At 43.7% G+C, this 13,394-nt stretch carries 12 protein-coding genes; 7 read left to right on the forward strand and 5 right to left on the reverse strand.

The features are described 5' to 3' along the window. Positions 1-306: 306 nt before the first annotated feature. Positions 307-1,389 carry a glycosyltransferase gene (locus RLO19_RS16945; RefSeq protein WP_446358228.1) on the reverse strand — a complete coding sequence of 361 codons (1,083 nt, stop codon included), beginning with the start codon at positions 1,387-1,389 and terminating at the stop codon, positions 307-309. An 85-nt stretch (positions 1,390-1,474) separates the two neighbouring features. Further along, entirely contained in the window at positions 1,475-2,764 is a 1,290-nt protein-coding gene (locus RLO19_RS16950; protein ID WP_446358230.1) for a glycosyltransferase family 4 protein, read from the reverse strand. A 771-nt stretch (positions 2,765-3,535) separates the two neighbouring features. Between RLO19_RS16950 and RLO19_RS16955 the strand changes: the two genes are divergently transcribed. The 3 genes from RLO19_RS16955 to RLO19_RS16965 all read left to right on the forward strand — a co-directional run bounded on the left by RLO19_RS16955 (position 3,536) and on the right by RLO19_RS16965 (position 6,795). Then, positions 3,536-4,333 (forward strand): LEVG family PEP-CTERM protein, encoded by a 798-nt coding sequence (locus RLO19_RS16955; protein WP_446358232.1) that lies wholly within the window; start codon positions 3,536-3,538, stop codon positions 4,331-4,333. A gap of 354 nt (positions 4,334-4,687) precedes the next feature. Beyond that, positions 4,688-5,533, forward strand: coding sequence for an LEVG family PEP-CTERM protein (locus tag RLO19_RS16960; protein ID WP_446358234.1), 846 nt, complete (start codon positions 4,688-4,690; stop codon positions 5,531-5,533). Between the two features lie 398 nt (positions 5,534-5,931). Further along, complete coding sequence (locus RLO19_RS16965) at positions 5,932-6,795, forward strand: VWA domain-containing protein (RefSeq protein WP_446358236.1); 864 nt, start codon at positions 5,932-5,934, stop codon at positions 6,793-6,795. A gap of 10 nt (positions 6,796-6,805) precedes the next feature. Here the strand turns inward: RLO19_RS16965 and RLO19_RS16970 are convergent, their stop codons facing one another. The 3 genes from RLO19_RS16970 to nagA all read right to left on the reverse strand — a co-directional run bounded on the left by RLO19_RS16970 (position 6,806) and on the right by nagA (position 9,303). Continuing rightward, complete coding sequence (locus tag RLO19_RS16970; protein WP_446358238.1) at positions 6,806-7,261, reverse strand: hypothetical protein; 456 nt, start codon at positions 7,259-7,261, stop codon at positions 6,806-6,808. A gap of 120 nt (positions 7,262-7,381) precedes the next feature. Then, complete coding sequence (bchM, locus tag RLO19_RS16975; RefSeq protein ID WP_446358240.1) at positions 7,382-8,074, reverse strand: magnesium protoporphyrin IX methyltransferase; 693 nt, start codon at positions 8,072-8,074, stop codon at positions 7,382-7,384. Positions 8,075-8,154: 80 nt separating this feature from the next. Further along, positions 8,155-9,303, reverse strand: a complete 1,149-nt coding sequence (gene nagA / locus RLO19_RS16980; RefSeq protein WP_446358242.1) for an N-acetylglucosamine-6-phosphate deacetylase — start codon at positions 9,301-9,303, stop codon at positions 8,155-8,157. Positions 9,304-9,380: 77 nt separating this feature from the next. Here nagA and purE point away from each other — a divergent pair, with 77 nt between their 5' ends. The 4 genes from purE to RLO19_RS17000 all read left to right on the forward strand — a co-directional run bounded on the left by purE (position 9,381) and on the right by RLO19_RS17000 (position 12,950). After that, positions 9,381-9,908 (forward strand): 5-(carboxyamino)imidazole ribonucleotide mutase, encoded by a 528-nt coding sequence (purE, locus tag RLO19_RS16985; protein ID WP_446358243.1) that lies wholly within the window; start codon positions 9,381-9,383, stop codon positions 9,906-9,908. 159 nt (positions 9,909-10,067) lie between these two features. Continuing rightward, positions 10,068-11,768: a beta-carotene ketolase CrtO gene (gene crtO / locus RLO19_RS16990; protein WP_446358244.1), complete on the forward strand. Its 1,701-nt coding sequence runs from the start codon at positions 10,068-10,070 to the stop codon at positions 11,766-11,768. A gap of 39 nt (positions 11,769-11,807) precedes the next feature. After that, a complete protein-coding gene (locus RLO19_RS16995) occupies positions 11,808-12,362 on the forward strand; it encodes a DUF2231 domain-containing protein (RefSeq protein ID WP_446358246.1) in 555 nt (184 codons plus the stop codon). 144 nt (positions 12,363-12,506) lie between these two features. Further along, positions 12,507-12,950 carry an OsmC family peroxiredoxin gene (locus RLO19_RS17000; protein ID WP_446358248.1) on the forward strand — a complete coding sequence of 148 codons (444 nt, stop codon included), beginning with the start codon at positions 12,507-12,509 and terminating at the stop codon, positions 12,948-12,950. The last annotated feature ends 444 nt before the right edge of the window (positions 12,951-13,394 follow it).

The following is a 13,394-nucleotide window of genomic DNA, read 5'->3' on the forward strand; positions in this document are numbered from 1 at the left end:
TCTTCGACTCCATCCCTCCCATCCCCCACGACAAACCCTTAAGTCCAAATAAGCATTTTGGCATCGCCAAAACCCTTAATATACCGTAGGGTGGGCAATGCCCACCAGTAGAGACGTTGCATGCAACGTCTCTACAATGATGCCGAAAGTCCTAATCGATATGTCTACTGCTATACAGCGCTTTGCGCTGTAATAAAGTACAGTAGATCAAAGTCCCCCTTTTTAAGGGGGATTTAGGGGGATCGAAAATGTACCGCATAGCAGAGCAAACTGCTATAGTGTCATTCAACTGAATATCAAAAGTCATCAGAATAACTTTGAATCATTTTCTTGATTAAGCAATTCCGCTTGAAAACGCGGATACCACTCTCGTAATTGCGGCTTATCCATCTGCATCAGCTTAGGTACTAATTTTAGAGCTAACCATGCGCCGCGTGCATGAGGAAACCCTCGATTCGGATTAGCACAATCGCGCATAAATTCTAGTAAGGCGCGGCTGAGTGCAAATCGGACGACCAAGATATTGACCCTATGCTTTACTGTTCGGTGCGCCAAAAATAAAGCAATCGGATTTAAAATAACCAGCACAGAATTTTTATACCGATTAATTCTAGAAACCGCTGTCTGTTCGTGAAAAAGTTTAGCTCGACGAGCTAAGACAAGAGCCGAGGTTCGAGACACACGATAGCTAACATCCAAATCATTAACTGTACGACTAATTAATTCCTCAAATCCGCCAATCTCTTTCAGTGCTGACGTCCGAAATGTCATCCGACAGCCATGAAACAGCACCACATTATTAATCGAGGTTTTCTTGGCTAATTCAGAAAGGTCATAGCGATGATACGTTCCGTCATAAGGGATAAAGAGGTTTTGTATATGCCAAAGCTTATGGAATGGTTTAAGGAAATGATCCCAGAAATTTAATTTGTCGGGTTGCTTGTTCGTTTGAACCGGATTATCAGATGGGCTGTTTTTCTGATCGTTTTTTCTGGTGGACGGTGGCTGAGGAACCATTAACGCCATCACTCCACCCACTAAATGTTCCTCATCTTGCTCATAAACATCCATGATTTCTTCCGCACAATCGATGTACATAAATGAATCATCATCAAGGCAAAATACGACATCACTATCGCAGAAATTTAGCCCAATATTTTGCTGGTAAGTTAGGGATTTTTTATCAGAGCCTACATAAATTAACTCAATGGACTTAGCGGTTAGAGCGAGGGAATTAAGAAGGCGAGTTTTCGACAACTCCCACTCATCACTCGCATCAACAACGATGATTTGTTTGGGGGGGCGAGTTTGAGCAACTATTGTCGGCAAAGAGCGTTCTAAAATTGCTCCTCTATTTAAAGTGGGAATAATAGCTGACCAGCTTAGCATAATTTTCATCCGAATATTCACTACCTAGAAATACATGATGCTGTTGGTTTATACAACTGAACCGTGATCAAGGTTGTTGTGTACTTTATTTATCCCGGCTCCTTTTTTCACTAATCATTTGTTCATAAATTTCGACTAACTCAATGGCTTTACGTTCCCAGGTAAACTGTCCAGCTCGCTCAATCGACTTAACTGACATAGATTCTCGTAGTTGATCATCTTCAACTAAAATTTGAATTTTCTGAGTTACTTCCTGGGTCAAATGCTCAGGCGAAATAGGCTCGATTTTGAACCCTGTTTCTTCAGTAACATATTCACCAATACCACCATAATTTACAACAATGCAAGGCAGTCCATTCGCCATAGCTTCTAAGACAACAGCACCACCAAATTCTCGGATCGAGGGAAAGCAAAAAATATCAGCTTGCCGATAATAATCAAGGGTTTGGGATTGAGGCACCCAACCAATAAATTGAACAATATCGTTTAACCCTAGTTTCTGTACAAGGTTTTCCAGTTTAATTTTTTCTGAACCATCCCCAACAATAGTCAATTCAATTTTATTTTGAATAGTTGGATTTAATTTACCTATAGACTTAATCACAATATCGGCACATTTGTAAGGAACTAATCTACCGACAAAAAGTAACTGAATTTTGGCATCTTGTTTTGGCTGCTTTTGGGTCAAGACAAAACCGGAATCAATTCCATTTTCAAAAAATAGACTAATTCGAGAATCGGAGATTTTAAATAAACGTTTTAACAGATTCAACGTATAAGTTGAACCCGCCAATATTCTATCTGCTTTTTTATAGGTTTCTCTGTAGCCAGGGATTAAAAATCGACCGATGGTTCTCAAGAAATTTAGGTAAGCAAATTCTTCTCTAGCTTTTGTTCTAAATCCTGGAGGAAAAGGAATACCTCCATTGACAGGTCCAAGCAGAAAAGGAGTCTGCTGACACACCTTAACTATTTTGTAAGGATACCTCGGTATCATCGGGGTTATCGCATGTACAATATCATAATCACCGTTAAGGATTTTTTCTTTAAACTGACGATAGACTTTATGGTTGAAATCTGCATATATTGGATACATTAAGCTATTGTATAATTGCCATTTTGTTTGGTTTTTGTAAGTGAGATTTTCAACGAGACTATAGTAACGCTTTAAGACATCCATCTCCTGTATGTAAACAATGCGATTATTGTGTTCTGATATTTCCTTAATATCTTTTTCATTTCTGTCATGAGTAACTATGGTTGTATCGACAAGCTGGCTAATTGCTTGGAAGTATTTATATCCTTCCAAGGGGACAGACTGCCAACGTGGGTTACATTGTTCTATTATGAGCAAGACTTTGATTTTATATTTCATTGTAGACTTGAACTCATTTTTCCCAAAAATAACATAAACTCTTTAGGTTTCCCTTATTCATGGTAATAATCGTTTTAATAGATTAAATTCAATGCTTGAATGAATAATTATAAGTTATCTTGATACAAAATAGACTCTCAAACTCTCATCAATTATGAGTTGACGTGAATTAATTTTTATGAAAAATTATAATCAATGGTCTTTCTGTGGAAGCATAACTTAACAAAACTTAATATAATTTTGTTGATTTTTGTTCAACTCCTGAGCCGTCAAGCTCTGTCGCCTGCGTTTCTCACAAGTTTTGCCCTCATACTCCTCTATCAGGGAGTAGGTTTCGAGCCTTTTTGACCGACCCATAATTTTGGCAGAGTGTGGAAACCCTGATTATACGGTCAATTCAGATGGTATAAGCCCAAGGGCGATCGCGGTGAGAAATCCGGGTGTAGAAGCGTTGCGGGAGAACATCTCTATACTGACCGATGGGGTCTAAGACATTTTTCGCCAATTCTTTACACAAGCTTCACAGTTAATTTATCGAAATTTTATAGACAACGGCTCAAATAGGGGTATTATTTAGTTGGTGAATAAAAACACTTGGCGGCTACGAGCAAAACTGAAATCTAGCAACTGCTCTAAAACACAGTTTATCGCTAACGGTCAAGAGAGGATTAATAAATAGCTATTGAGTCTCTAAATCACAGAAGCAGTTATAGAAGTCAGATAAAGTTTCGCCAAGAACTAGGTCAATCTACTTTATCAGGAAACAAGATCATGAAATCTCTCTCAACTTTTTTCCGTCAATCCACTGCCGTTGCCTCGCTAATTGCTGCCTCTACAGTAACCGTGGGTCTTATGGCACCTTCAGCTTCAGCGATTACGTTACTTCCTCCGCAAGATCTGGAAACGGAAATTGATGTTGGTGTTACAGGTGGTTGCCTTGATCTCAGCAAATGTATACTTCCCAGTTCTCTTTCTTGGATAGAAAGTATAGAGAGTTTGGTAGACGATACTAGCGGAGCAAAGAGTCGCTTGTTTGTCGATATACTAGGAACCGAAACAATTTATGACGGTAGCGGTTCAGGTTTAGGTATAGCCGATCTGAAGAAAAAGGATCGTGGTACGACCCCAGGTGGAGCATGGTTCCGTCCCTCAGAAACAAATGCTGATGGCTCAGTTGGCGAAGAACAGGGGCAACTAGAAGTTGGTACTTACAAATTTACTTTCACTAAGCTAATTCCTCAACTAACCATCAAATATTTCGATACAGAATCCACTAATTCAACGGGAGTGCCTAATTTTATTGCTGACATGCTGGACATTAACCCAGAAGCCATGCTAATTTCAGGAGAAAATCCCGTTCCTGCCGGATCAGATGGTAACGTTTATTACCAGACCTGGACAGATGTTAGCTTTATTACCTTAAAGTTAGGTAAAGATACAGCAAGCACAGGTGATGGTGTTGACTTCCAGTTAATTAAAGATGTACCTGAACCAGGAACTGTATTGGGTTTAGCTGCTCTGGCGATGGCAGGTGCTTTCGGCTTACGCAAGCGCAACAAAAAAGCCTGATCTCTAAATTTCCCCAGAAGGTGCTAAAGGTTAAGAACTTTAGCACCTGAACACAGGTTAGGTTAACCCTACTATCAAAACTAAGGGATTTTCACAAACATCAATGTTCTCTAGCAATTTCCAATTGTTGCTGGTACAGCATGGTTCCATAAGATACCACATATTTATAAGAAAACAGTATTGTAAAATACAAAATCATTAATGTTATGAAATAGAGACGGGACATGTCCCGTCTTTACTATGTCGCGTCTTTATTTCGTGTCACCGCTAACACCTATGAGAAGAGGCTTTACACCAGCTTTACATTAACTTTACAAAAACTTTATAGAGAATCTCATAAATTAACGCTAGTATTTGTTAAGACTCAGCTCAACCTTGGCTCAATTGGCGCAAAATGGTCATGCTCAAGACATTCAATTAGGTCAATCTACTCCTGGAAATCACAAATTTATGAAATCGATTTCAAATTTTTTGAGCAACTGTGCTACTGTAAGCACGTTGATTGCCGCCTCTACAGTAACTGTAGGGCTCGTAGCTCCTTCGGCTTCAGCTTTGTCCCTGGTTCCTCAACAGGAAGGCGAAGTTCAACTCATAAATTCTGGTTTTACTCCTATCGGTCCATTATTGACGCTTCCTGATTTAATCAAAAGTGTGGAGAGTTTAGAAAATCCCGATGGTAGCTTCAGTCGTCTATTTGTTGACGACCTAACCACCGCTAATAACTACGGTGGCACTATACGGTTTGGGGCAGGAGATTTAGGTACAGCTACATCAGGGTTTTGGTATCGTCCCTCGGAAGTAGAGGAAGAAAAAGGGCAATTGGAAGTTGGAAAATTTAAGTTCATGTTCACTGAAACTTTGTCGAAACTCACTATTCAATATTTCGACACCGAGACTTCTAACACTACTGGTGTTCCTAACTTCTTAGCCAATGCTGAAACTGACGGGATATTAGTCGAGGGAAAAAATCCCGTTCCGGCAGGAGCAGATGGCAATATCTATACCCAAACGTGGGAAAATATTAGCTTCATTACCCTAAAATTGGGTAAAGATAAGCCCGTTGGCACAGGTGATGGCGTTCAATTCCAGTTACAAGCTGAACTCTTAGCAAGCGTACCTGAACCGGGAACCGTTTTTAGCTTAGGTACTCTGGCAATGGCAGGTGCTTTCGGTTTACACAAGCGCAACAAAAAAGCCTGATGCCTAAATTGGTTAAATAGGTGCTAAACTCAGCCTTTAGCATCTGCACAAATCATTGGTTAACTCCACATTAGAATAGAGCGAAGAGACTTCTAGGGACTGGAGATGAACATCTCCAATCCCTATTGCGTTGCGTAGGGAGCATGTCAAGTTTGAACATAATGTTAACGTTAACCTGTTTGCGTTGGGTTACTCTACCCTTCGGGTTCTCCTACGGAGTACGAGAAGGCTGACGCTCCTTACGTCGCCATCGCTGCGCGTCACGCCTACGTACCTCAACCCAACCTACAGCACTGCCTACATAATAGTACAGATAAACTATATGTGATGTCTTGAATACACTTAACAATTCTTAATTCAATTAATATTGATCAACCGATGGACTGTAGCGACTTCAGATGTCTATTTATAATCGGGTGGCAAAAACCATTAAACTATTCATATCGGGTCTATCGGCAAAATGCCCCAAAAAACAAGGGGCTACTACGCTGAGCAATCCGCCCATTTTGCATCAAGCAACGATTATTGAAACCCAAAATCCGGGCGTTATTCAAAAAGGGGACTGTATGCCAAGTAAAAAACTTTTTAACCGAGATGTTTTCATGCTCATCGACCAAAGTGGGTCAATGGTGAGAAGAGATTCAGAATTTAATAATAATATTCGCTGGAAAGTTTTACCGGAAGTCATTGAAGGGCATGTCTATCGCATTCTCAATGAAACCAGTCTGGATGGGGACAAGGTTTGTCAAGAAATTGCCCTAACTTTTTTTAGTCCGAATCGCCCCTGTGACAAAATTATCTACCTTGAAGATACAGCTCAGGTTCCCAGCATCTTTGATGAAAACCAGCCCGATAGTAGCACGTTTATTACACCCACACTTGAGCAAGTTATTAATCAATGGTTTGCCAATCGTGAGGCGAATCGGGAAGCGTTTATTATCATTTACACAGATGGTCAGTTTGATGACAGAGATAAGTTTTTGAACTTGATTCAGACAACCAGTGCCAGACTGAAAAGTCAGGATGAACTGAAGATTGTGATTATCGGGTTTGGGAGTGAATTGAATCCCAAGTTTTATCTTGAACTGGATAAAAATGTCAGGGGATTTACAGATTCTAAGGGATTAGATTGCAATATTGTGGTTTTTGACTTGTTAAGTAAAATGCCCAATATTATTGAGCTACTGAACCGTCAGCTCGAAAATCCAACGGCAGGTTTACCGATGTGGGCAAAGGATCAATATCCTGATTTGTTTGCTTGAAAATCCGCCATCACCCCCAGCCCCTCTCAATCCCCCCTTGCTCCCCTTTTAATCCCCCTCCCGTCCCAATACTGCTCGGATAAGCCTGTCTTCTCTCCCCCTGCTTCCCCTGCTTCCCCTGCTTACCCTGCTTACCCTGCTTACCCTGCTTCCCCTGCTTACCCTGCTTCCCCTGCTTACCCTGCTTCCCCTGCTTCCCCTGCTTCCCCTGCTTCCCCTGCTTCCCCTGCTTCCCCTGCTTACCCTGCTTACCCTGCTTCCCCTGCTTACCCTGCTTCCCCTGCTTACCCTGCTTCCCCTGCTTCCCCTGCTTCCCCTGCTTCCCCTGCTCCCCCTGCTCCCCCTGCTTCCTTCGATGAACAACCTTCCTTACCCGAGCAGTATTGCCTCCCGTCCCCCTTTTTGATCCCCCTCCCGTCCCCCTTAAAAAGGGGGAAGCTAGAGGATGCGGGAGCTTTTTTTGCACGGGGGAAGCCAGAGGATGCGGGAGCTTGTTGTTCCATGGGGGAAGCTAGAGGATGCGGGAGCTTTTTATTCCATGGGGATTGAGAGGGGAGCCAGAGCTTTGTCAGATGAACCTGATAAGTTAATCGGAATTTCTAGTTGCTTCTAAGAGGTAAGAAAAGTAAAACTGGGTACTGGTCATTCCCGTGCGTTGAATTGAAAAGCCGTTACTCTCCAATATTTTGATAATATCCGCTCTGCGGTGTAGGTAAGCACGAGTGGTTTTAGAAGGACCCGGAAACAACTCGCCAATTTTCTTGAGCAAACTGTATACAATGTTTTTGGGAGCAAAGCTAAGAATTAAGCGTGACTCGGCTAGAGAGGCGAGATGGGAAATCATCTGCGCGGCTTTATCTTGAGGATAGTGAATCAGCACATCTAGACAAATAACGGTGTGATAGCTCCCGCTCAACTCTTCCAAATCCTGCACGGCAAAGCTAAGATTGTCAGAATTCTCCAAGCTAGCTTGTGCCTGTTCCTTGGCTTCACTGACCATTTTTTCGGAGATATCACTGGCAAAGACTTTCGCACCGGCTTCGGCTAGGGGAATGCTGAGACTTCCCACACCACAGCCAGCGTCACAGATAGATAACTCGGCTAAATTGCCATCAGCCTTAAGCCAGCTTAGGACAGTATCGACGGTTTGCTGGTGTCCATTACGGATATCCAGTTGGACTTTATTTACCTCGCCCTCGCCGTAAATCCGCCGCCAACGGTCAAATCCAGTGGCGTTGAAATAGTCTTTAACTACGGTTTTATCATCAACGGTGTTCATGAGTCAGCTTGGATGGAGGAGTTAGAACGATTAAATACTTTACCATGAGCTAGGTTTTCCCTTCCTTAACAAATGACAAATCACCCATTGGATGTCAAAGGTTGCCAACTCAATTTTGATGTTTCCTCATGCCAATGCCATCGCAACAACTTAGCAGGTTGTCCAACCCCAATCCCTGGTAAACCGATCGCGTGCCGAGGTGACTCTGTTGCTAAGGCGATCGCACTCTCGATTCCACACAGTCCCCACTCTACCAAATTCTGCACTCCCACCAATAACGGTAAGGTGGTTCCCGCTAATGTACCATCCGTTAATCGTGCCGTACCCTGTTTCACTTCTATTTGACGCTCATCCCAAGGATAAATCCCATCACCTAATCCTAACGGTGCTAAAGCATCACTCACCAGAAATAATCCCGCTTCATACCCACTCGCTTGTAGTAGAATTTGTAACATTGTCGGACAAATATGCTGTCCATCCGCAATCACCCCACAGCGCACTTGAGGATGAGTTATGGCGGCACCGAGTAATCCGGGTTGCCGATGGTGTAATCCCGGCATCGCATTAAAGGCATGAGTTACCATTGAAGCACCTAAGGCAAAGGCTTCCTCTGCTTCAGCCGCCGTTGCTTGGGAATGACCTAAACTTACGGTAATTCCTAAAGAACGCACATACGCGATCGCCTCACCTGTTTCGTCTAACTCCGGCGCTAGAGTCATCACTTTGACCAGTTTGCCATAATCCCCCAAAACTTGCTTGACATTTTTTAGGGTAAGTGGTATCAAATACTCTGGAGGATGCGCTCCTCGCTTCTGAGGATGTAAGAAAGGTCCCTCCAAATGCACCCCCAAGATTTGCGCCATTCCCGGATGGTGGGAAGAGGTGGCTAAAAAATCAGCAATCACGCCTAAAGATTGTTGAATTTTCTGGATCGAGGTGGTTACCAAGGTGGGTAAAAACCCATCAATCCCCTGATTCGATAGAAATTGGCAAATATGCTGTAATTTCTGGCTATCCCCCAGAGTCAAATCAGGAAACGCCAAACCCAGCGCCCCATTAATTTGTAAATCGACCCCAGTTAAGGAGAGCCAATCTCCTGTAACATCCATAGTGGCGGCATCAGGAGCGATATCAGCCATGGGTGCGATCGCGGAAATTTTTCCCTCAGCATCAACCCTTACTTGTTGCAAGCCTTGATAACCCGGTACTCGTGCATTAATAATAATCATATTCTTTATAATTAATCCGGCATCATTTTAATTCAGGGAACTCTTAACAGGAAACAGCCAAACAGGACGAATGACAAATGACAAATAACAACCCCCTAATTGGTATTATCATGGGCAGTGATTCCGACTTGCCCACGATGCAGGGTGCGATCGCAATTTGTGAAGAATTCGAGGTTTCCTGCGAAGTCGCGATCGTTTCCGCGCACCGAACTCCCCAACGCATGGTAGACTATGCCCAAAGCGCTCATCAGCGTGGACTCAAGGTGATTATCGCCGGGGCTGGAGGTGCGGCTCACTTACCCGGTATGGTGGCGTCTCTGACACCGTTACCCGTCATCGGTGTTCCAGTTCCCAGCCGCCATTTACAAGGGGTAGATTCTCTTTACTCAATTGTGCAAATGCCAGCCGGAATCCCTGTGGCGACAGTAGCCATTGGCAACGCTAAAAATGCCGGGTTGTTAGCCGTGCAGATTTTGGCATCCCAGCAACCTGAGTTACTCGAACGAGTGCAGCAGTATCGCCAGAGTTTAACTCTATCGGTCATGGATAAGCAAGCGGCACTAGAAAAATTGGGGTATCAACAATATCTGTCACAGAATAATTAACTTCTTCTGTGAAGTTAAAAACCAATCGCTTTATTTTTCACGAAACTATCAAAACCTGCGAATCAAAGAAAACCTCTTCCTTCTGATAGATTCAACAAACCGTTCAGGTTCCTTACCATCTGGGAAATATAAGCCAATACCTCTACTTTCCTCTAGTTTATGGAAACTTATGATGTCATCATCATCGGTGCAGGTCATAATGCTTTAGTCTGTGCAGGCTATTTGCTCAAGTCAGGTTACAGCGTTTTGCTACTAGAAAAGCGCTCTATCCCAGGTGGAGCCGCTACAACTGAGGAAGCCATGCCGGAAGAAGCTCCGGGCTTCTACTTCAACCTCTGTGCGATCGATCACGAATTTATTCACCTAGGACCGGTTGTTGAAGAACTAGAGTTAACCAAGTTTGGGCTTGAGTATCTATACTGCGATCCCACTATTTTCTGTCCTCATCCAGATGGCAAGTATTTCTTAGCTCATCATTCCGTCGAAAAAACCTGTGCAGAAATCGCTCGCTATAACCAGCGTGATGCACAGAAGTATCAAGAGTATATGGACTTTTGGCATCGCCTTATTCAAGCCATTACTCCTATATTCAACGCACCCCCTAAATCGGTTATTGACATTTTAGGGAACTATGGGTTGCATAACCTGCAAGATCTCCTTTCATTGTTAGGAGGTGTGGATGACACCCTGGACTTGATCCGTACCATGCTGACAAGTCCTAAGGATTCATTAAATGAGTGGTTTGACTCAGAATTTCTCAAAGCCCCCTTGGCTAGACTTGCCTCTGAACTGGGGGCTTCTCCCGCAGAGAAAACGATCGCGATGGGTGCGATGATGATGGCACTCCGCCATGACCCTGGTACCGCCAGACCTCGCGGGGGTACGGGTGCATTAACCCAAGCGTTGGTTAAGCTGGTAAACCATCATGGAGGCACGATATTATGCGACAAGCAGGTTGAGCAGATTTTAATCTGCAACAATGGACGAGCCGAAGCCATTCGGGTTGCAGGGGGTCAAGAGTATCGGGCGACAAAAGGGATTATCTCCAGCATTGATGCCCAGCGTCTATTTCTTCAGCTTATTGATCCAGCCGATGCCCAAGCGATCGCGCCTGAGTTAAGCGAGCGGATCAAGCGTCGGATTGTCAATAGTAATGACGGCATTTTGAAGATCGACTGCGCCCTCTCAGAAGCGCCTCGTTTTGAAGCTTATGACCATAAAGATGAATATCTAATGGGGTCAGTGCTAATTGCCGACTCGGTCAATCAGGTAGAAGCGGCTCATAATTTGCCCATCATGGGACATATTCCTGAACAGGATATCTCTTTGTGGGTGGCTGTGCCGACAGTCCTCGATCCTTCGATGGCGCCAGAGGGCAAACATACTCTCTGGATTGAGTTCTATGCCCCCTATCAAATTCGAGGCGCTGAAGGGACGGGTTTATTTGGTACAGGTTGGACAGAGGAGCGCAAGAATCAAGTCGCAGATCGGATCATTGACAAGTTAGCCGAGTATGCACCAAACGTCAAAGATTCCGTTATTGCCCGTCGAGTGGAGAGTCCGGCTGACTTAAGCGATCGTCTTGGGGTTTACAAAGGCAATCATTACCACATTGATATGACCCTAGACCAAATGATATTTTTCCGTCCTCTACCCGAAATTGCCAACTACCAAACCCCCATTGACGGATTATTCCTGACGGGGGCAGGAACCCACCCCGGGGGCTCAATTTCCGGTCTACCTGGACGTAATTGCGCCCGCGTATTCCTCAACACCCAGCAACCTTTGAGCCAGAACCTTAAAGAAGCCGGAAACTGGCTTAAATCCCGATTTGAGTCTGTTTCTAAACTTGCACGATAAAGCAGTGATTTAATCCCATACAACCATTCGGAGAAAAACATGGAAACTAGAGATTTTCAAACTCAAAGCGAAAATGTTCCTTATCCCAGTATTCCACCCCTCATCGATAGCCGAGAGACAGAATATCGGGGAACAGGAATTACCAGTTCTGTCGCGATTTTTGGTCACCCTATCCATCCAATTATTGTCATCTTCCCGATCGCGTTCTTGAGTGGTGTCGCGGGTACAGATATCGGTTATTGGCTAACCCGCGATCTATTTTGGTCAAGAGCCTCAGTTTGGTTATTGGGAGTGGGATTACTCTCAGCTATTGCCGCAGCAGTGGTTGGTATTGTAGACTTCCTGCGTATATCCAGAGTCCGTGAGCGTAGAGCCGGTTGGGCACACATGCTCCTCAATGTAGCGGTACTGGTATTGAGTGGTGTGAACTTTTTCCTCCGATTGGGCAATCCAGTCACGATTATTCTTCCCGTAGGACTGATTATCTCGTTAATAGTGTCAATCTTACTATTAGCCAGTGGTTGGTATGGTGGTGAATTGATGTTCCGTCATAAGGTTGGTATCGTTGGTCCGGGTGAGACTCATGTCTCTTAATGCTAAGAAGATAAGGCAGGATCTACCTTGTGGCACATGAAGTTGCTAACCCTAACTCATACCATAAACTGGCGAATAATGTAAATAACGCAGCAGCGTTTAACAAAAGAGAAAATCCATTCAATAACACTAGGAGGTAGGAGCTTGACTACAGTAACCCGAACGGCACAAGCACAATGGGATGGCGACTTGAAACGCGGCAATGGTCACATTAATACATCAAGTCATATCCTCAACGATACTCCCTACACCTTTTCCACACGCTTCGATGATACCCCAGGTACAAATCCTGAAGAACTGCTTGCCTCTGCCCATGCTGCTTGTTATTGTATGGCGCTTGCCCATACCTTGACAGAAAAAGGCTATCAACCTGAAAGTCTGCAAACCCAGGCATTCTGCTCACTAGAATCCCAGGAAAATGGGGGATTCAAGATTACCAAAATCCGTCTAGCCACACAAGGACAAGTTCCTAACCTGGACAATACTCTCTTTGGGCAGATTGCCCAAGAAGCGGATAAAGTTTGTCCGATTTCTAATGCCTTGCGTCAAAATGTAGAAATCGAACTTGATGCGGCTTTAACGTCATAGTACATTTTCCCTGATAGCGGTGCAAGGGTATAAAAGGGTTAAACCCTTTTTTCTTGAACTTGAGCAAATATCAATGCCACTCAAAGCCTTCCTTGATAGCTAAGGGTTTGGGAGTTGTGCATCAAGCCCTACATAGGAGACTATTGCCTTTAAGAAAATTAAACAAGAAAACCATTTATGTCAAGTTCAATTGAATTTAAACTACTCGCTCCTTATAACAGAAAAGCCGCCTTAATTGGGTCGTTTTCGGATTGGCAAGAAATTTCATATTTGACACTCCTCAGCCTAAAGGCGTGAGTAGCGCTTCTTTCATCGAGCACTCTTACTATGAAATAGTCGCCTATTTCATACCAGAGGAGCATCTCTCCAGAAGCGTTTTGCTCCATTACAGAAGCTAGTTTCGATATGCCCTATCGTACTATTGAAAACAAGAAAGAATGTGTT

This window comes from Coleofasciculus sp. G2-EDA-02, from assembly GCF_040226375.1.
In the GTDB taxonomy this organism is placed as follows: Bacteria; Cyanobacteriota; Cyanobacteriia; order Cyanobacteriales; family Coleofasciculaceae; genus Coleofasciculus.

Bases quoted from the DNA above. Each gene is read 5' to 3' on its own strand.
- RLO19_RS16945 (WP_446358228.1), bottom strand. From the start codon at position 1,389: ATGCTAAGCTGGTCAGCTATTATTCCCACTTTAAATAGAGGAGCAATT.
- RLO19_RS16950 (WP_446358230.1), bottom strand. From the start codon at position 2,764: ATGAAATATAAAATCAAAGTCTTGCTCATAATAGAACAATGTAACCCA.
- RLO19_RS16955 (WP_446358232.1), top strand. From the start codon at position 3,536: ATGAAATCTCTCTCAACTTTTTTCCGTCAATCCACTGCCGTTGCCTCG.
- RLO19_RS16965 (WP_446358236.1), top strand. From the start codon at position 5,932: ATGTCTATTTATAATCGGGTGGCAAAAACCATTAAACTATTCATATCG.
- bchM (WP_446358240.1), bottom strand. From the start codon at position 8,074: ATGAACACCGTTGATGATAAAACCGTAGTTAAAGACTATTTCAACGCC.
- nagA (WP_446358242.1), bottom strand. From the start codon at position 9,303: ATGATTATTATTAATGCACGAGTACCGGGTTATCAAGGCTTGCAACAA.
- purE (WP_446358243.1), top strand. From the start codon at position 9,381: ATGACAAATAACAACCCCCTAATTGGTATTATCATGGGCAGTGATTCC.
- crtO (WP_446358244.1), top strand. From the start codon at position 10,068: ATGGAAACTTATGATGTCATCATCATCGGTGCAGGTCATAATGCTTTA.
- RLO19_RS16995 (WP_446358246.1), top strand. From the start codon at position 11,808: ATGGAAACTAGAGATTTTCAAACTCAAAGCGAAAATGTTCCTTATCCC.